Origin of the sequence: Enterococcus sp. 3G6_DIV0642 (assembly GCF_002140635.1) — a bacterium.
GTDB classification, from domain to species: Bacteria; Bacillota; Bacilli; order Lactobacillales; family Enterococcaceae; genus Enterococcus_D; species Enterococcus_D casseliflavus.
In genome coordinates this window covers 1,220,136-1,238,537 of record NZ_NGLH01000001.1, presented here as the reverse complement: position 1 = coordinate 1,238,537, position 18,402 = coordinate 1,220,136, and the positions used below count along the sequence as shown (strand labels likewise).

15 protein-coding genes and 1 pseudogene are annotated in these 18,402 nt (G+C 44.3%); 7 read left to right on the top strand and 9 right to left on the bottom strand.

From position 1 onward, the window contains the following. Nucleotides 1–326: 326 nt before the first annotated feature. The 3 genes from A5878_RS05955 to A5878_RS05945 form a co-directional block, all read right to left on the bottom strand. Nucleotides 327–1,241, bottom strand: a complete 915-nt coding sequence (locus A5878_RS05955; protein ID WP_086294922.1) for a cation diffusion facilitator family transporter — start codon at nucleotides 1,239–1,241, stop codon at nucleotides 327–329. 175 nt (nucleotides 1,242–1,416) lie between these two features. Next, nucleotides 1,417–2,571 carry an LCP family protein gene (locus A5878_RS05950; RefSeq protein ID WP_034868433.1) on the bottom strand — a complete coding sequence of 385 codons (1,155 nt, stop codon included), beginning with the start codon at nucleotides 2,569–2,571 and terminating at the stop codon, nucleotides 1,417–1,419. 193 nt (nucleotides 2,572–2,764) lie between these two features. Next, nucleotides 2,765–3,229: a VOC family protein gene (locus A5878_RS05945; RefSeq protein ID WP_042890471.1), complete on the bottom strand. Its 465-nt coding sequence runs from the start codon at nucleotides 3,227–3,229 to the stop codon at nucleotides 2,765–2,767. A 77-nt stretch (nucleotides 3,230–3,306) separates the two neighbouring features. Between A5878_RS05945 and A5878_RS05940 the strand changes: the two genes are divergently transcribed. The 5 genes from A5878_RS05940 to A5878_RS05920 all read left to right on the top strand — a co-directional run bounded on the left by A5878_RS05940 (nucleotide 3,307) and on the right by A5878_RS05920 (nucleotide 8,859). Continuing rightward, nucleotides 3,307–4,239, top strand: coding sequence for a YafY family protein (locus A5878_RS05940; RefSeq protein WP_086294921.1), 933 nt, complete (start codon nucleotides 3,307–3,309; stop codon nucleotides 4,237–4,239). Nucleotides 4,240–4,312: 73 nt separating this feature from the next. After that, on the top strand, nucleotides 4,313–4,672 hold the full coding sequence (locus tag A5878_RS05935) for a hypothetical protein (RefSeq protein WP_086294920.1): 360 nt from the start codon (nucleotides 4,313–4,315) through the stop codon (nucleotides 4,670–4,672). A gap of 150 nt (nucleotides 4,673–4,822) precedes the next feature. Continuing rightward, entirely contained in the window at nucleotides 4,823–5,362 is a 540-nt protein-coding gene (locus A5878_RS05930; protein ID WP_086294919.1) for a GNAT family N-acetyltransferase, read from the top strand. A 15-nt stretch (nucleotides 5,363–5,377) separates the two neighbouring features. After that, entirely contained in the window at nucleotides 5,378–7,108 is a 1,731-nt protein-coding gene (locus A5878_RS05925) for an ABC transporter ATP-binding protein (RefSeq protein WP_086294918.1), read from the top strand. Continuing rightward, nucleotides 7,105–8,859, top strand: a complete 1,755-nt coding sequence (locus A5878_RS05920; protein ID WP_086294917.1) for an ABC transporter ATP-binding protein — start codon at nucleotides 7,105–7,107, stop codon at nucleotides 8,857–8,859. Before A5878_RS05925 ends, A5878_RS05920 begins: the two co-directional genes overlap by 4 nt. A gap of 65 nt (nucleotides 8,860–8,924) precedes the next feature. On the opposite strand, the gene A5878_RS05915 is transcribed toward A5878_RS05920, so the two are convergent. From A5878_RS05915 to A5878_RS05890, 6 genes and pseudogenes are all read right to left on the bottom strand, one after another. Then, nucleotides 8,925–9,197 carry a GNAT family N-acetyltransferase gene (locus A5878_RS05915; RefSeq protein WP_086294916.1) on the bottom strand — a complete coding sequence of 91 codons (273 nt, stop codon included), beginning with the start codon at nucleotides 9,195–9,197 and terminating at the stop codon, nucleotides 8,925–8,927. Beyond that, nucleotides 9,185–9,463, bottom strand: coding sequence for a (4Fe-4S)-binding protein (locus tag A5878_RS05910; protein WP_142967784.1), 279 nt, complete (start codon nucleotides 9,461–9,463; stop codon nucleotides 9,185–9,187). The genes A5878_RS05915 and A5878_RS05910 overlap by 13 nt, the downstream gene beginning before the upstream one ends. Nucleotides 9,464–9,654: 191 nt before the next feature. Then, nucleotides 9,655–11,847 (bottom strand): alpha-galactosidase, encoded by a 2,193-nt coding sequence (locus A5878_RS05905; RefSeq protein WP_086294914.1) that lies wholly within the window; start codon nucleotides 11,845–11,847, stop codon nucleotides 9,655–9,657. A gap of 40 nt (nucleotides 11,848–11,887) precedes the next feature. After that, a pseudogene (locus A5878_RS05900) lies at nucleotides 11,888–12,703 on the bottom strand (carbohydrate ABC transporter permease); the annotation flags it as partial. 2 nt (nucleotides 12,704–12,705) lie between these two features. Further along, on the bottom strand, nucleotides 12,706–13,581 hold the full coding sequence (locus tag A5878_RS05895) for a carbohydrate ABC transporter permease (protein WP_005225588.1): 876 nt from the start codon (nucleotides 13,579–13,581) through the stop codon (nucleotides 12,706–12,708). Between the two features lie 61 nt (nucleotides 13,582–13,642). Then, the gene (locus A5878_RS05890) at nucleotides 13,643–14,932 is read right to left on the bottom strand and encodes an ABC transporter substrate-binding protein (protein WP_016608159.1); all 1,290 of its coding nucleotides are present in this window, start codon (nucleotides 14,930–14,932) and stop codon (nucleotides 13,643–13,645) included. A gap of 168 nt (nucleotides 14,933–15,100) precedes the next feature. On the opposite strand from A5878_RS05890, the gene A5878_RS05885 reads away from it, so the two are divergent. Together A5878_RS05885 and A5878_RS05880 are read left to right on the top strand one after the other, a co-directional pair. Further along, nucleotides 15,101–16,624, top strand: coding sequence for a response regulator (locus tag A5878_RS05885; protein ID WP_086294912.1), 1,524 nt, complete (start codon nucleotides 15,101–15,103; stop codon nucleotides 16,622–16,624). Further along, the gene (locus A5878_RS05880; RefSeq protein WP_086294911.1) at nucleotides 16,621–18,324 is read left to right on the top strand and encodes a sensor histidine kinase; all 1,704 of its coding nucleotides are present in this window, start codon (nucleotides 16,621–16,623) and stop codon (nucleotides 18,322–18,324) included. Before A5878_RS05885 ends, A5878_RS05880 begins: the two co-directional genes overlap by 4 nt. The last annotated feature ends 78 nt before the right edge of the window (nucleotides 18,325–18,402 follow it).

Below are 18,402 nucleotides of genomic sequence, written 5' to 3'. Positions count from 1 at the left end.
AATAAACTAAGCTTCTGCTATGTTGTGATTTACAATGTTACAACTCTAGCAAAAAAATAACTTTAAAAAGAGAACGCTTGCTGTCCTTACTTTATTTTAACAAAAAACAACAAACTTTTGAACAAAAAAAGTGTTTATTGCTAAAAAAACAATTGAATTACGACCTCTCGCTGACATTCTCCTTCCTGATCGCCAGAAAAGGTTGAAGCAAAACAAGCCATTGATCCATTGTGTTCATATAAAACAAGCACGCCAATACCCCAAAAAAGCATTCCTCGTTTGAATGATAAATCACCAACCGAGGAATACTTCGTATCTATTCTAATTTAAGAGGGAACTTCCTCACTCTCGATGTAGCAATAGACTCGCAGATCAGGCAAAGCCTGTTTGATCCGCTGTTCGATGGTATCGATAAATACGCTTGGTTCTTCGGGTCCTAGCTTCAAGGTAAGGTCGGCGACGATCAAAAGTTCTTCTGGACTTAGATGGAGGGTTCGCAAATCTTTGATTTGAATGATGGCAGGATCGGCTAAAATTTGTTTGATCGCCATTAAATCAGAAGCAGAAGCGCCTTCACCAATCAAGAGGCTATAAAATTCTTTGGCTAAAAAGACAGCAGCAGCAATCAGCAACAATCCACCTAAAATGCCGCCGAGGGAATCAAATACTGGATTGTCCGTCAATGCGGTCAATAAGATTCCTGCGATGGCGATCGTCACACTACCTAAGGCAAACAAATTTTCCGTGAAGCCTAAAAGCAGATCGGAATCGCGGCTTTCTTTTAAGAAACGGACGAGGGGCTGGTTTTGCTTGTTTTGTTCTTTGACTTCTTGCCAGCCCTCTTGAACAGCCGTTACTTCAATGAACAAACTGACAAATAAGATCGCTGCCACCAGCTGGATCTGCTCCACTTCGTGGGTTGGGTCTAGCAGATCACGGCTGGCTTCAACAACCGCTAAAATCCCACCACCTAAAAAAACTGTCATGGCAACTACAGTACTAAAAAAATAGGTCGCTCGTCCTTCACCAAACTGATGCAGTTCACTGCGTCCTCGCTGTGCTCGGTTTTCACCGATGGCTAGAAGTCCTTGATTGATGCAATCGATCAGACTATGGATACTTTCGTTCATCAAGACAGCACTGCCGCTAAAGAAGTAGCCGATGGATTTCATGATCAACCCTAAGACGTGGGTCAGCAAAACGATTCTACGGGCTTTTTGCTCTTGCTGTTTTTCCATCATGGTTCCTCCTTCGGTGTCGGACTCGCTGCAACAAGCTGTCTCTTTTCATAAGCATAGCACTGCACTTCCTAGATGAAAACGAAAGTGGCTTGTGATAAAGATTTACCATTTACTCCCCTCTTGAACGCAAAAAAACCAGGATTTCTCCTGGCTTGCTTCTGACAATAATACTTCATTAATAATTTGAATCTGATCCATACTCCGTGCCATAGCCCGTTCCGTTGTCAGTACCGTACTCGCTGCCATAGCCTGTGCCTTGAGACCCATCGTCGTACCCTGTCTGAGCATCTGTATTTTGATTTTGGGTACTCTGTTCTTCTGTCTGCTTGCCTAATGCCTTAAGCATGTCGTTTCGGATTTCATTGTAAGAGTAGTCTTGGATGTACACAATGGACTGACCATCGTAAGACTCCCCATCATACCATTCAAAGGTATGACTATTGATTTCAAATCCTGAAATCATATTTCCAGCAAGGGAAACTAAATCTTCAAATTTAAAGTTTGTATTTACGTCATTACTTACAGAATCTAAAATTTCTTGATATTTCGTCACGTTATTAATTTTTAAAGCCTGATGAATTGCTGCTTCAATGACTTCTTGCTGACGATTTCCCCGATCAACATCGGTATCCATTTTTCGAATACGCGCAAAAATCAAAGCTTGCTCACCGTTCAACAACTGACGACCTTCCGGAATCAATGTTTCCCCAGAGTTATCTGCGGCATAATCTTGATTTATGTCGTAAGGGACATTTACAGTTACACCACCAATTGCATCAATAATTTTTTTAAAACTAATAAAATTCACGTTTACGTAGTAATCGATTGGGAGCTGCAAATAATTTTGAACGGTTTCGATTGTTGCATCCTCTTCACCGACTGTATAGGCACTATTGATTTTTGCTGTCGTATAAATTGTACCCGTTCCAGTTCCATCATAGATATTCGTCCAAATATCCCGCGGGATGCTCACCATATCGATTTTTTTGTTTTCGCCATCATAAACCATGTAAATCAAGCTGTCTGTACGTGCACTGTCTAAATGATCTGTTTGTTCACGTTCCTCATCATTATCGACACCCATCAATAAAACTCCGAATTTGGAACTTACATCGGATGTTTTGAGTGATCCATCCTCTTTTTCTTTGTTAGAGGTTATCACAGCGGATTCTTTAAACATTTTATCCACTGAATTTTTTGCTGCATAATACGTATAGCCGGCAAATAAAACGATGCCTGCAATGGCGAAAAGAAAGATTCCTCCAATAATCACGCGTTTGTTGCGCGCTTTGTGGGCTCTTTGCTGTTTATATCTCGTCTTTCTATCCATAGTGCCTCCTTCATTTCTCCTGAATTGCTCTCCCCGATTGTACCAGAATTTTTGCGATCCGCCTATTTTTTTAAGAAGTTTTATTCTTTTTCTGTGAAGTCCTTTAAACATTCCTTAAAAATAATTCTGATGATGAAAGAAAGCTGGATAATTAGTCAACTTCTATGGATATTTTATTAAAAAACGATTTTTTTCATTCACCCTTTTTTGATGGATCAACTTCTTTTTCGACAGTAAGCTGAATAATTACACCAAATGGATCGCGAACACTTGCATAAAAAAACGCAAACGGATTTTCACTAGGTGCCTGGATCACCTGACTGCCCTTTTCCACTAGTCGTTGATAAAGCTTTTGAGCTGTTTTGGTGTCGTCTATCGTCAAACTCAAGGATAAGTGATTCCCTGCTTGAATGGGCTCCCCTTCGATCAATGGATTGTCAGCCAGCTGCAACTGGAAATCTCCGATTTGTAGGATGGAATGAGAAAGATACTGTTCTTGACCTGCAAGAATCTCCAGCGTTGGATCAAGTTTTTTTTGATATTCTTGGTTGGTGATGGCGAATAAGAGGGTCGCGTCTAATGTTTCCTGATAAAAGTGGATGGCTTCTTGGGCTTTGCCGTCTAAGGTCAAAAATAAAGCGATTTTTGGTTCGATCATTTGTTGGTTCCTCCTTTTCTTGTTACCATAAGTGTAACTGTGAATATTGCCAAAACTTGGCACCATTGGAGAAAGAAATGAAAAAAACAGAACGTTTAACTCAGGAGCTATTGTATTTACAAGGAAAAACCACTTTTCATCTAGCTGATTTGATGGAAACCTTTGCGATTTCAAAACGCACAGCCGTCCGCGATGTCCAATCGTTGGAAGAGCTGGGCTTGCCTCTCGTGGTAGAAGCCGGTCGTTATGGCGGCTATCAGATCTTAAAAAATCAACTGACCCCCTTGTACTTTGACAAAAATGAACGTTATACCCTTTTCTTTGCTTTACAGCTCTTACAAAAACTGTCCGATTCTCCTTTTGATCGGAGCTATCAAGGGCTGCGGCGAAAACTTTTGCAGTCTTTTTATCAAGGAGATACCGACTGGTTAGAAAAAATGGAGACGGCGGTTTCGTTTCAAGGGGTGCCTCAATTGACGAGTGCACCGATCCTCTCAGCGCTTTTTTCAGCAATCGTACAAGAACAGGTCATCCAATTTACCTATCAGCGTTATCAAAAAACGAACAAGACCGTACAACCCTATCAGCTGGATTTTCGTGCTGGTTACTGGTATTGTTTGGCCTTTGATTGTCAAAAGCAGGCCTTTCGCCGCTATCGCTGTGATGCAATGCAGGGACTTGCTCCGACTGAAAAAACAGGCTATACCTTGCAGCAGTTAGCTGAAAAACAGCTGCAGCAACAAGTGTTGACACAAACACTGGGCTATCACATCCGCTTTGATCTATCGGCAAAGGAACGCTTGTGGCAAGAAAAATATCCTGATATGGCAGTGGTGGAACGTCCTAGTGAGCTTTGCTTAGAAGGACACATTGCCGACAATGAGCTTGATTTTCTAGCTGACTTTCTCTTGCAATTTGGGCCAACCATCAAAGAAATCGAACCGTTAGCCCTCAAACAGGCGTATACTGAAAAAGTTCGGCGGATGCTGCAGCCATTTACAACTGACTAAGCGTCTTCACGCTGTTCGATGATGGTTGACACTCTGCCTAAAACGATTCTTACTTATAAGGAGTTTTCTACCCATGTTTCTTTTAAATAAAAAAACCTTCCAAGCGTTGGCAGCCCCCTATTTAACGGAAGGAGCTGTGATCGGCTATGCAAAATGGCAGTCCTTCAATGCCATCACCAGCCGTACCCTGCTCGTCTTAGATGATCAGCAATTGACGATTTTGGCATTGAATCTTTTCTCGACAAAAGTCCTGCAGCACAAAAACGTGCCGCTTGCTGAGCTGAAAAAACAGCACAAAGATCCTGTTGTAGGGATGCTCGTCCCGATTCGCTTTACTTATAAAGGGGAAACCTACCGTTTTCAAATGCAGCGAGTGATCTTGCCCTTGGGAGATTGGCAAAAAACCTTTCTTGCCCGCTGGCAGTCGTGGTAAATGAGCAGCAACTGGCAGGGTTCGTTTGCCTAGAAAAAGACTTTTCAAGTGATTTACATTTTTTTTGCAAGAAAATGAATAGATTTTTCAGGGGATGTTTTCGGCTATTTCATTCTATGGTAAGATGTCCCTAAAGAATTGGAGGCTGTTATGGATTTTATTGAAAGCGAACGTTTACTGCTCCGTCCGTTTCAAGAAAGTGATTTTGCCGATACCTTTGCTATTTATCGTCAAGCGGAAGTCTGCCGTTTCTTACTTCATGAGCCTTGGCAGACAGAAACGGCAGTGGCAGCTTTTGCCAAAAAATGCCAACAGCACGCCTTGACGGACCAAGCAGGCCTTTCTTTGGCGGTACTACACGATCAAACGGTCATCGGCGATTTGTCGGTGTGGTTTACTGGTCAGCCGTCTTCCGTTGAAATCGGCTATGCCTTCCATCCGTCATTTGGCGGACAAGGGTTTGCTCAAGAAGCATTGAAGGAATTATTGGACTGGTTGTTTGCCAGTCAGAAGATCCATCGGGTCCAAGCGACGCTAGACGCCCGCAATCAGGCCTCAGCTAAGCTTTGCCAACGCATTGGATTACGCCAAGAAGCACATTTTATCCAAGACTGGTGGAACAAGGGGGAATGGACCGATAGTTTGGTTTTTGCCTGTTTGGCCAGTGAACATCCTGCTCATCCGAAATAATTTAGGAGGTTTTTTATGATTAGCTTGTTACGCTATGCCAAGGATTATCGCAAACAGATTATTCTTGGTCCGTTTTTCAAATTTTTAGAAGCGGTGTTTGAATTGGTCCTGCCTTTGCAGATGGCCGCTTTAGTCGATGAGGGGCTACGGCAAAACAATTGGTCAAAGGTCGTTGAAATGACGATCTGGATGATCGTGATGTCCGTGGTAGGCATGATCTGTGCCGTCATCTGTCAATATTATGCTTCCGTCGCTTCTCAAGGCTTCGGAACAGAATTACGCAATCGCTTGATGAAAAAAATCAACACCCTTTCCCATAGCGAACTGAACTTATTCGGTACAGATACCTTGATCACCCGAATGACCAACGACATCAATCAGATGCAGATTGCTCTGGCGATGCTGATTCGGCTGGTGGTCCGTGCGCCCTTCTTAAGTATCGGTTCGGTGATTATGGCCTTTGTCATTGATTGGCAAGCTGGCTTGATTTTCCTACTCGTCTTACCGCTCTTTTGTATCGTCTTATTCTGGATCATCGCCAAAACCGTGCCATTATATAAGAAAGTTCAAATTCATCTCGACGAATTGAACGAACTAGTGAGTCAAAATTTAAGCGGGATTCGGGTGATTCGTGCCTTTGCCCGCACAAAAACGGAAACGAAACGTTTTGATAAAGCAACTGATGATTTAAGTGATGTCTATTTACGGGTCACAAATCTCTCCGCCTTATTGACGCCTGCCACCACCTTGATCATGAATGTCGGCATTATCGCGTTGTTTTATATCGGTGGATTCAAGGTCAATATTGGCAATTTGCAGCAAGGACAAGTGTTGGCACTGGTCAATTACATGAATCAAATGCTCTTAGCGTTGATCGTGGTTTCCAACTTAGTGATCATCTTTACCCGTGCCGCAGCATCTGGTTCACGGATCAACGAAGTGTTAGCCACTGAGCCATCGATCGGCGACGAACTTTCAGAAGTCTTTATGGATCAGCCGAAAAACAACGTGGGAGCGATTCGCTTTGAGCACGTTGATTTCCGCTTTTCAAAAGAATACGGATTAGCCTTGAAAAACATTGATTTCCAAGTCGCGCCGGGGACTATTTTAGGTATCACTGGACCAACCGGGAGCGGGAAATCTGCCTTGACCCAATTGATCCCCCGCTTCTACGATGTGGCAGATGGCAAAGTGATCGTTGACGGGCACGATGTGCGGAAATGGCCTTTACAGCAATTACGCCAAAAAATCGCCATGGTGCCTCAAACCGCCGTGCTGTTTACGGGAACGATTCGAGAAAACTTGCAATGGGGCAAAAAAGATGCCACCAATGAAGAGTGTTGGCGAGCACTCGAAATCGCTCAAAGCCGCGACTTCGTTGAAGCCTTGCCGCAGCAATTGGATACCCCGATTTTTGAAGGGGGCAAGAACTTTTCTGGAGGACAAAAACAACGGTTAACGATTGCCAGAGCATTGATCGCTAAACCAGATATCTTGATTTTGGATGATTCTTTAAGTGCCCTTGACTATCAAACCGATCTTGATTTGCGGATGGCTTTAAAAGAAAGCATTCGTGGTACGGTCATCATCATCTCCCAACGGGTTCGCTCCATCCAAGATGCGCAGCAGATTTTGGTCTTAGACCAAGGGAATTTGGTAGGCAAAGGGACCCATGAAGACCTACTGGCAACGTCAAAAGAATACCAAGAAATCGTGGCATCACAGGCAGAGGAGGAAGAAGCATGAAAAAGAAATCATTCGATTGGTCGGCCTTTCGTCGCTACCTCCCTTATTTGACTGCCTACGCGAAGGAAACTTGGGCAGCAGTTGTCCTCGGGATCGCTGCTGGTGTTTCATCGGTTTATATGACGTATCAGATCGGTCAAGCCGTCGATCAGCTGATAGGTGCCGATCAAGTGCAGTTCAGCGCCCTCTATCGCATTTTGCTTTTGTTTGCCGGAGTGGTTTTAGTGACTGTGGTCAGTCAATGGTTGATCCAGCGACTAGGCAACCGCGTGGCGTATTTATCTGTCGCCGATTTGCGTAAAAAAGGCTTTGCCCATCTCAATATATTGCCGTTGCGCTATTATGACCAAAACTCCCACGGCAACATCGTCAGTCGTTTTACCAACGATATGGACAATATTTCCATTGCCGTCGCTGCAGTCTTTAACCAATTGTTCTCTGGTATTTCGGTCGTCTTGATCGCCTTAGTCGTCATGCTGCAAATGAGTGTGCCCTTAACGTTGGTCGTATTGGTTTCGACCCCGATCATCTTTTTGGTCAACTGGATCGTGGCACGAACGTCTCAATCGCATTTTGCTCGCCAACAAGAAATCGTCGGCGAAATTTCTGGCTTTGTTACGGAAATGATCGGCAATCAGAAAATCGTCAAAGCCTTTGATCGAGAAACCATCAACCAAAACCGTTTTGAAACGATCAACCAAGAATTGAATGTCCGGGGGCAAAAGGCACAGTTTTCTTCTTCTTTGACCAATCCCCTTTCACGATTCGTCGATCATTTGGCGTATCTGTCAGTCGGCTTTGTCGGCGGTCTGCTTTACTTTTCTGGTACAGGTGCTGTCACGGTTGGGATGATTTCCAGCTTTACGATCTACTCCAGTCAGTTTTCGAAACCATTCATTGAATTGTCAGGAATTACGACCCAGATCCAAACGGCATTGGCTGGACTTTCAAGAACCTTTGAGCTGTTGGATCAAGAGCCAGAAACAGCCGATGATCAAGAATCTCAATCACTGGGAGAGATCAAAGGCGAGATTGCCTTTGAGGAGGTGTCTTTTGCTTATGATCCTGGTCAAAAATTGATCGAAGATTTCACTTTTACTGCAAAACCTGGAGAAACCGTCGCAATCGTCGGAAAAACCGGTGCCGGTAAATCGACGTTGGTCAATTTGTTGATGCGTTTCTATGATGTCGATAAAGGCGCGATCAAGATCGATGGCACCGATATTCGTCAGTTGAAACGAGAAGAATTACGGCAAAGCTTCGGAATGGTCTTGCAAGATACATGGCTCTTTGATGCCTCTTTACGAGAAAACTTGCAATACGGAAATGATACTGCCACAGATGAAGAAATCTATGATGCCCTAAAGCATGCCTATATGTATGAATATGTGATGCGCTTACCAGAAACACTAGATACGCCGATCGGTCATCAAGGCATCAAGATCTCTGACGGACAACGACAGCTATTGACGATTGCCCGCACGATGATCAGTAACCCACCAATGCTGATTTTGGATGAAGCAACCAGTTCGGTTGATACTCTGACTGAGAAAAAAATTCAAGATGCCTTTTTGAAAATGATGGAAGGCAAAACCAGCTTTGTGATCGCCCATCGGTTATCAACGATTCGAGCAGCAGACAAGATCCTTGTAATGGATGCCGGTCAAATCGTGGAGCAAGGAACCCATGAAGAATTACTGGCAGAACAAGGCTATTACTATCGCCTGTACCATGCTCAATTCCAACATTGATCAGTCAACAACAACCCCCATCAGCTCAAAGGTACCTGCTTGAGCTGATGGGGGTCTTTTTTTATTTATTGGTTCCAAACATCGGCATATTCCGGTTTGCGTTCAAATTCTTTTTTGGCAAAGGGACACAAAGGAATGATTTTCTTTTGTTCTTTGCGGGCTTTTTCCACCCCTTTTTCCACTAATTTTTCGGCCAGACCTTGGCCCCGATAAGCGGGATCGACAAAGGTATGGTCAATGATCAAGCGTGTTTCGCCCGCTTCCGACCACGTCATTTCACCGATTTCTTTGTCGCCGTCTTTTAACACAAATCGAGTGTTTTCTTCTAAGATTTCCATGGTTCTTCCTCCTTTAATATGTACTTTAATGCACCGCTGGGGCAAGTGTGGATCACTTGTGCCGCTTGCGCTGCTTCCCCGTTATCAGGAATCACCCATGGGCGCCGTCCAACTTCAAAAATAGCGGGATTGCCCCTCACACAGTTGCCGCTGTGAGGGCAAATTTCTTTGTTGTAATAAATATCGATCGCTTCGCCACGATACTTCCGATATCCTGCAGCAATCAACCCTGCTTCTGTTTCCTTGCCTAGTGGCTGTTCGTCCATGTTGAACACCCTCCTCTTATTGATTGTCAGAAGCAATCTGCCTGCCTCCTCCTTCATCATACGACTTCTCGAGAAAAAAATAAATCATTTGTTCAAAAATAACCTCTCAGTTGCCGATCATTAGCCAAAAGCTTGCGGCAGCACAATAAAGCGTCCCGTCAAAACATGCTGCTTTGACGGGACGCTGATTTTCATTCGTGAGGCGCTTTTGCAACAAAATGGAACCGCTGCGTGGCGTAATCCCCTGCTAAATGAGGATCGATATAGAACCCGAGCTGCATCAATTCATCACCACCGAAGGTCTCTTCCCCACTTTGATAGGTCAGGTCAGGATCTAAGCCAGCCAGCTTTAAAGTAACCAATGGTGCAGAGGCTTCGGCTAAGACTCGGAAGTAAAAGACGATCGCTTCTTTTTTATCTGGGGAAACATACAGCCAGGCGGTGTCATTGCCTTCATAAGGGCTGAGCAGTCGAACAAAGCGACCCAACTGCAGCAGGCGCCGATGTTTTTTATAAAAAGCGATTTGTTCTTTGATCTGCGCTTTTTCCTTTTGTGTCAGCTGTGTCAAGTCAAGCTCATAGCCCAGCAAGCCAGACATCGCAGCATTGCCGCGAATCGCTAGGTCCGTTGCCCGTTGGGTCTGATGGTTCGGGATCGCTGAGACATGGGCACCCATGGTGGATGGCGGATAGACCAGACTGGTTCCGTATTGGATCTTCAGGCGGGCGATGGCATCGGTGTTGTCGCTGGTCCAAATCTGCGGCATATAATACAAGAAGCCAGCATCAAAGCGCCCACCGCCACCAGAACAGCCTTCAAACAGGATCGTCGGATAGGCAGTGGTCAGTTTCTCTAGGAACTCATACAAGCCCAGCAGATAGCGGTGCGCGACCTCCCCTTGCTGGGCAGGATCGAGGAGCAAGGAATAGACATCCGACAGACTGCGGTTCATGTCCCATTTGATATAGTCGATGGCAACCGTATCAAACAGTTGGGTTAACTGGTGATAGAGATGGTCTCTGACATCTTGTCGAGAAAAGTCCAACACATACTGACTGCGGCTAAGCGCTGGCTTGCGATTGGGTACTTGTAACAGCCAATCGGGGTGCTGTCGGTTTAGTTCACTGTCACCAGAAATCATTTCTGGTTCCAGCCAAAGCCCGAATTGCAGCCCTTTGTCATGGACTTTTTGGGCAAATCCTGCCAAGCCAGAAGCTAGCTTGCCTTCGTTTTCAAACCAATCGCCTAATGAGGTTTGGTCATCTTCTCGCTGACCAAACCAGCCGTCATCCAAAACAAACAGTTCGATTCCCAGCTCCTTGGCTTCATCAACAAGGGCATCCAGTTTTTCTTCATTGAAATCAAAGTACGTTGCTTCCCAGTTATTGATCAAGATCGGCCGTTCTTGCTTTTTGTATTTACCCCGAATCAAATGCTCGTCATAAAAATCATGATAGGTGGCTGACAGCTGATTCAAGCCAGCCTCACTATAAGCGATCACGGCTTCTGGGGCTTGAAAGCTTTCAGTTGGCGCCAATTGCCAGGCAAATTGATGGCTGTTGATCCCCATGATCACACGGGTTTGTTGGTAAGGATCTTTTTCGATGATGGTTTCATGATTGCCGCTATATAGCAAGCTAAAACCAAAACACTCCCCAGCAAACTCCGTAGCATTAGGTTCCAGCAAGACGGCAAAGGGATTTTGCTGATGGCTGCTGGAACCCCGCTTGCTGTCTAAACGCTTGATGCCGCGATGGATGGGTTCTCGGGTAATTTGGCGTTCCTTCGCCCACGCCCCCGGCAAGTGGATCAAATCAAAGGGCCGGTTAGGAAAATCCAGCGCTTGACTCGCCAGCTGCTCGATCGTAACAGGCTGGTTACCGTGGTTGATCACTTTGCTTGAGCGGACGATCACTGCCGCATCCTCAAAAATCGTGTAAAACAGCTGCAGTTCGAGTCCCGCCACATCATCTTTTAAGGACAGAATCAGTGTTTCGATGCCGTCGTCGGCCCCATGGGTCTGAGGCAATCCTGCTAAGGCTGGTTTGCCTTGTTGAATCTGGTAATCACTAAAGACAAAATGGCTGACTCGGCTGCCGTCAGACTGGCGAATCGTATAGGCAGCTTCTCGAAAGTCCCCGAAGCCATTACCAGGAAACTCTAGCATCAAGGTGTCTAATGAGAAAAGCCGATCGCTACTGTCTGGGGGATTAGGTGAAAAGGACCGATCAAGGCGTGGGTAGCGATAGCCACCAGAATAATGGGCGATTTTCTTCCCAAAATAAAGGTGCGCCACATTGCCCCCTTCCTCTATCTGTAAGAGATAGCTGATTTGATCGTTGCTTAAATGAAAGACGTTTAGTTGTTTGTCAAAAAGAATCATATCGTACCCTCTACTTTGTATTTGCTTGCTGATGTCCCGCTTATTTCACGGAGCCCAGCATCCCTTGGACGAATTGTTTTTGTAAAACGAAGAAAATGATGGCCGTTGGCAGTGTGGCGATCACGATGCCGCACATCATCATGCCATAATCAGGTGTATAAGAAGCACCCATAGCCGAAAGAACCAGTGGAACGGTCCGTTTGTCTGGTGATTGCAAGGCAACTAATGGCCACAAATAATTGTTCCAGCTGCCCATAAACGTAATGATCGCGGCAGCTGCATAAGTATTTTTAGCCGTCGGCATGTAGACTCTAAAGAAAATACTCAGTTCATTCAAGCCATCGATCCGAGCAGCTTCGACTAATTCTCTAGGGAATGCCTTGATGTTTTGGCGGAAAAAGAAAATCAAAAAGGCGGTACAGATCGAGGGCAAAATCACGACAGCGAAGGTATTGATCCCGATTGGTGTGCCGCTAAGCTTGCTGAACATCCGATAGAGCGGGATCATTAGCGCGGCAAAAGGCACCATCATCGACAGCAGGAGAATATTAAAGATGCAGTCTTTGGTTTTCGTCCGATAGATCTCAAAGCCATACCCTGCCATGGAGGAGAACAACAGCGCAAAGACGGTCGTAATCACGGCAATCACTGCGGAATTGCCTAATGCTCGAGTAAAATTCAAATCAGAAGAAAAGAGATTTTGGAAGTTGATCACCAATTGATCCCCAATCATGATTTTTCCAGCAACGATATCAAAGGTTTGATTGGTCATCCCTAGGATCATCCAGACAAATGGAAAAATAGAGATGAAAGCCAAAATCGCCAGAAAGACGTATTTTAAAGTGAGTGAGATTGTTTTCAATTTTCTTTTCCTCCTATTTTCGTTTGGATGATCGATAAGATCACGATCGCAATCACGATAACAAAGGAGACCGCAGCGGCGTACCCAAAGTTTGGCGTGAATTTGTAACTCAAATTGTAGATATATTGCGACAAGGTCGTCGTAGCATTGGCTGGTCCACCGCCAGTGATATTTTGAACTTCATCGAATAATTGCAGCGTACCGATCGTTGAGGTGATCGTGGTAAATAGGATGATTGGACGCAAGTTGGGAATCGTGATTTTGAAGAACTGATCCCATTTTGAAGCGCCATCGATCTCTGCCGCTTCATAAATACTTGGATCGATATTCTGCATGCCTGAGATGAAAAAGATCATATTGTAGCCAGTCCAACGCCACGTGATGGCAAAAATGATCAGTACTTTTGCCCAAAAAGGATCTGTCAACCATTGGATCGGTGCATCGATCAAGTGTAGCTGTGTCAAAAAGTTATTGACTAACCCATTTGCCGAAAAGAGACTTTTCATGATCAAGGAATAAGAAACCAAAGATGTGATACAGGGTAAAAACAAAGCGGTGCGGAACAGCCCTTTAAATTTCAATTTTTTGTCATTCAATATGTTCGATACGATCAGCGCCAAAAAGAGCATGATCGGAACTTGGACTAATAAGTATAAAAACGTATTGCCAAAGGCTTTTTTAAAGGTTGAGTCGCTCAACATCCGCTGATAGTTGCCAAGACCGTTAAAGGTCATCGCTGTCGGTGGTCCTGATTGGAATGACGTGAACAATGCCGAGACCATCGGGATAAAGACCAGCATCGTGATCAAAATGACGGGTAAGGTAATAAAGGCATTGCCGTTTGCAAACCAATTTTTTGTTTTGTTTTTCATTGTAATTCCCCCTTAACACAGAAACTCGCGATCGCTCACGAGTTTCTGCAAAGTTGTTCGATTAGTTTGCAATTTGTGCTTCCACTTGTGATTGTGCTTCTTCTAATACTTTATCGATGTCTTCGCCGTTGATCACTCGTTGCAAGCTTTCAGTCAAGACAGATTCAATGGCATAGGTGTGATTTCCGTAGTTCACAGCTGGAATTTCTTGTGACCATTGAGAGAAATCTTGGAAGACTTTTTGACCGCCATAGAAATCAAGCCCTGACGTATATTCTTCCGTTTCTTCTGCAGCATTCATGGTTGAAACCAAACCGATCTCGGTAGCTAATGTACCCATCAATTCTTTATTTGAAGCAAAGGTATTGGCTAAAAAGTCTTTGGCATTTTCTTCGCCGTCAACCCCTTTGATCACGTACCAGCCTGCTCCGCCGATGCTGGAAGCATTGACTGAATTGCTGTTGCCAGCGATAGATGGGATTGGAGCGATCGCCCATTTGCCGCTTTGGTCTTCCGCGCCTTGAATCGTGCTGGAATACCACGCACCAGTTGGCGCAGAAGCGACATTGCCTGATTGAACGGCATTGACCCCGCCATCCCAATCAGAAACTTGTTCAACTAAGCCTTCATTCAACAATGTTGCTAAGACAGTTAGACCAGCTTTGAAGGATTCATTGTCTTTGATGGTTACGGTGGAGCCATCTTCACCGGTATACCATTCGCCTGCCGATTGCATAATGATTCGTGCCAAGCCAAGATCGCTTGGGTCTAACGACATCATAGCGTGACCCGTTTTTTCTTTGACGTCTTTGGCGATGCTGATAAAATCATCCCAAGTAATATCTTGGAGATCAGCCTGCTCATAGCCTGCATCGGTTAAATAGTCTGTGCGGTAAAATAGTCCTGCAACGCCACTGTCAAATGGCACCCCATAAATGACATCGTCGACTTTATTGACCGCAAATTTATAGCTGGAGAAATCCTCCTCATTCACGATATCCGTTAGATCACTAAACGCATCTGGATAAGAAGAAAGGTATCCTTGGATGCGGTAGTCTTCGATCAAAACGATATTTGGTAGTCCGTCCGTATTTCCAGATGCCAGACTCGTATTTAATTTTTGGACGATATCATCTTGCGACATCGTCACGACTTCCACATCGACATCTTGATTTTCATATACTTTTTTGGCTTCATTGACTGCCTTGATGTTGAAGGTCTCATCCCATGCCCAGACCGTGACTTTGTTTGAGGACTCGCCAGAATCCCCAGAGCTTGTGTTGCTGTTTCCGCAAGCCGCCAAAGTCAGCACTGCAGCCGCCGTTACCATCGATGCAAGTAGTTTTTTCATTTTTATCCCTCTTTCCTTTTATTTACATGGCTAACTATACACTGACTTTGTAACCGTATTCAACGATTATGAAAGAGCTTACTAAATTTGTCCAAAAATAGAAAAAAGTTACAATACCTTTCTTTTTTGAAAGCGTTTATAATAAAGAAGAGATATAGGGGGGATACCATGACTATTTTACGCACGGTCTTAGTCGTTGATGATGAGGCAACGATCCGAGATGGATTGAAACATATGATACGTTGGGAGCAAGAAGGGTTCCGTCTCTTAGGCGATGCAGCGAACGGGCAAGAAGCATTGGCGCTGATCCATGAACTGAATCCCGACATCGTGATCACAGATTTGAAAATGCCACAAATGGACGGTCTTCAACTCACAACGATCATTCAACAACAATATCCAGAAGTCCATTTTTTGGTCTTGAGCAGCTACGATGATTTCCAATACGTCAGTCAGTCTTTTAGAAATGGTGCCGTAGATTATCTTTTAAAACCGACACTGACACCGATACTCTTGTTGAAGACACTGCACAACATCTCACAAAAGCTGTCACATACAAAAGGCTCCGTGACTGAGGAGACGCAGCTGCAAGAATCGTTGAATCGCTATTTAGCAGGGTATGAAGAACCGTTGGCTCCTTTGGCGGACTACCTTGCATTAGATCAGTCGCAACAGCAAGCCCAAATTTTGACCACCAATTTTAGCGGCTTTCGTGCCAATGATCAGCTGCTGCACGCATTAACGGAATTTACTCAATCACAACCGCAAGTAAAGACGCTCTTTTTTCAAACCAGTAACAAAGATGCCGGCTTAGTGATTAGTTATCCCGAAGGAACGGATGTTTATTCTTCTTTGAAAGAAACGTTGGAACAATTGCGTTTTACCGAGCCAGACGCCTTCTTTACTCTCAGTGTGCCCTTTCAAAAGATTGAACAGTTGCGGGACCATTTTGTGACGCTTAAAGCCAAAAGCCAAGGACAATCGTTTTTTTATAAACGACAACGGCTGGTGCCAGAACAAGAACTCTTTTTGTACATTGAAAGTGATCGCTTTGATACGAAGAAGTTCTTACGGGCTTTGTTAGACAACAACTTTTTGTTAGGAATCACCAGAATCGAGGAATATTTTAATGACATGATCTTATCCAATGTCGATCCGACATTCTTAAAACAGCAGGCCAGCAGTATTTTTTACACGTTACTGTCCCGCTTGGAAGAAGAATTTCCCACTGCGCCACGCTTTAGCCGCTTAAAAGCCGAATTTTTGCATGCCATCGGTCACGTGCAGTATTTGGAAGATTTTTCTGATTTGTTGTTGGCGACCATTGATGATATTCGTCAACAGTTGACGACCTTATCACCGCTGGATGAAGATGATCTACTCGTTGCGATTCAGCGCTTTATTCAAGACAACTACACCAAAAGTCTGTCTTTGTCTGAACTAGCTGAAACCTTTCATTTTAGTTACACCTATCTTTCGGCTTTTCTTTCTGCGAAACTGAAAATGAGCTTTTCTGAGTATGTAAAGAAAACCCGCTTGGATAAAGCCAAAGAACTACTGACACAATCTGATCTGAATCTATCTGAAATCAGTGAAGCGGTCGGGTATTCGGATATCAGCTATTTTTCTCGCATCTTTAAGAAAGAATGCCAAGTCACCCCATCGAAGTATCGGCGGTTGAATCAATTATGAAAATCAACCAATGGATTCAGAAAAATGAATTATTCAGTCGGATCTTCCTCTTTGTTGTCGTCGGGGTCATTAGTGTTTGTCTGCTAACCGTCGTCGTAATCTATGGTCGCTCGAAAGATGCCTATGTTGCTTCGTACCAGAGTTCCAATCAGCTGCTACTGGAAAAAATCCAAGAAGATTATGAGCGTCTGAACGAGAATATCCATCGGATTTTTGATATCGTCGATGAAAGCAAAGCCGTTGAAACATACTTAGAAGGCGACATGAATCAAGGCCGTACGATTTTAGAATTAAACGAGCAATTAAAAGACACCCGCTCTTTGTTTCAAGACATCCCCTCGAATTTAGTGTTGATTGGGGTCAACGGGGGCACTTTCTTTCAAAACGATGCGGTTCGCAATCAATCAGTAGATGATTTTCTCGCCAGTGCCTTTATCCAGCAGATCAATGACAATGACGCCATCAGTCAGTATTATTTCTTGGACCAAGGCTTGAGCACCTCCACCAGCGACTCCCCTGGCTTGATGTACGTGCGCAAATTAATGAAAGAAGAAACGATTTTCGGCTATGCCCTGATTTTCTTAAAAGAATCCGATTTTTCTTCGATCTATCGTCAACTCTTAGATACCAGTCTCCACTCGATCTATATCGTCAATGAACAAAATCAAATTCTTTCTACTTCTGATCCGAGCCTTTTAGGCAAGCCGTTTGAAGATCGTCTCGTCACGGTCAAAAGAGATACTAGCATCAATCAGCTGCCCCTTTATTCGTATCATTTTACTTTTTACGATGTTTTGGATGAATCGCATCTAGTACGCAATATGAATCTGATCAAGCCAGCTCTTTTGATTTCTGTCGTCAGTATTTTACTCTTTAGTCTGCTGGCATTTTGGATCATCCGCAATATCACCCAACCGATTTATCAGCTGATTGCCAAGCTGCCGGCGGTCACACAAGGCGATTTCAGCGACAAGGTCACCATCAACGGGACGTACGAAACGCGAGAATTGGGGCGTGCCTATAACTTGATGCTAGAGGACTTAGAATCTTATGTCGATCATTTAATGGTTACAGAAGCCGAAAAACGCAAGTTCGAGATCCGCTCGTTGCAAATGCAGATCCAACCGCATTTTGTCTACAACACATTGACTGCCATTAAGTTTTTGATCTGGCAAAACGAACAAGAAGCCGCAACCCAAGCGATTGAAAGCTTTGTCCAATTGTTGCGGCACACCTTTAACCGCAAAGAGATCGTCCCCTTAAAAGATGAGCTAGCGATCGTGGAAGAATACCTCGTGTTAATGAACGTACGTTACGGCAATCGCATCCAATCGACGATTTTTTCAGAAGATGGCTGTGAAGATATTCTCGTACCGAAAATGATTTTGCAACCGATTATCGAAAATGCCTACCTGCATGCCTTTCCCGAAGAGGATTCAGGATTGATCCAGATTTTTTCTCGCGTCAGTAAGGAAGGCCTGAAAATTGAGATCATCGATACGGGCATCGGGTTCAATGAAGAGCACCCAACCAGCACCGCCAACCACTTTGAACACTATTCGGGTATTGGTTTAGACAATATTGATCAGCGTATCAAGCTGCTCTATGGGGAAAAATACGGATTGACTGTAGAATCACGCATCAACGAAGGAACCACCGTTCGCTTGCTGCTGCCGATCCAGCGGGAGGAATCAGAGTAATTTCTTTCATTAAATAAGAAAAGCGCCAACAGAACCAGACAGCTTCCAAGAGCAGTTCTGTTCCGTTGGCGTTTCTTT

Excerpts from the sequence above, each read along its gene's own strand:
- A5878_RS05940 (WP_086294921.1), top strand. The coding sequence starts at position 3,307 with ATGAAAAAAACAGAACGTTTAACTCAGGAGCTATTGTATTTACAAGGA.
- A5878_RS05925 (WP_086294918.1), top strand. The coding sequence starts at position 5,378 with ATGATTAGCTTGTTACGCTATGCCAAGGATTATCGCAAACAGATTATT.
- A5878_RS05895 (WP_005225588.1), bottom strand. The coding sequence starts at position 13,581 with ATGAAAAACAAAACAAAAAATTGGTTTGCAAACGGCAATGCCTTTATT.
- A5878_RS05880 (WP_086294911.1), top strand. The coding sequence starts at position 16,621 with ATGAAAATCAACCAATGGATTCAGAAAAATGAATTATTCAGTCGGATC.
- A5878_RS05950 (WP_034868433.1), bottom strand. The coding sequence starts at position 2,571 with ATGGATAGAAAGACGAGATATAAACAGCAAAGAGCCCACAAAGCGCGC.
- A5878_RS05915 (WP_086294916.1), bottom strand. The coding sequence starts at position 9,197 with ATGGAAATCTTAGAAGAAAACACTCGATTTGTGTTAAAAGACGGCGAC.
- A5878_RS05945 (WP_042890471.1), bottom strand. The coding sequence starts at position 3,229 with ATGATCGAACCAAAAATCGCTTTATTTTTGACCTTAGACGGCAAAGCC.
- A5878_RS05955 (WP_086294922.1), bottom strand. The coding sequence starts at position 1,241 with ATGATGGAAAAACAGCAAGAGCAAAAAGCCCGTAGAATCGTTTTGCTG.
- A5878_RS05910 (WP_142967784.1), bottom strand. The coding sequence starts at position 9,463 with ATGGACGAACAGCCACTAGGCAAGGAAACAGAAGCAGGGTTGATTGCT.
- A5878_RS05935 (WP_086294920.1), top strand. The coding sequence starts at position 4,313 with ATGTTTCTTTTAAATAAAAAAACCTTCCAAGCGTTGGCAGCCCCCTAT.
- A5878_RS05885 (WP_086294912.1), top strand. The coding sequence starts at position 15,101 with ATGACTATTTTACGCACGGTCTTAGTCGTTGATGATGAGGCAACGATC.
- A5878_RS05920 (WP_086294917.1), top strand. The coding sequence starts at position 7,105 with ATGAAAAAGAAATCATTCGATTGGTCGGCCTTTCGTCGCTACCTCCCT.
- A5878_RS05905 (WP_086294914.1), bottom strand. The coding sequence starts at position 11,847 with ATGATTCTTTTTGACAAACAACTAAACGTCTTTCATTTAAGCAACGAT.
- A5878_RS05890 (WP_016608159.1), bottom strand. The coding sequence starts at position 14,932 with ATGAAAAAACTACTTGCATCGATGGTAACGGCGGCTGCAGTGCTGACT.
- A5878_RS05930 (WP_086294919.1), top strand. The coding sequence starts at position 4,823 with ATGGATTTTATTGAAAGCGAACGTTTACTGCTCCGTCCGTTTCAAGAA.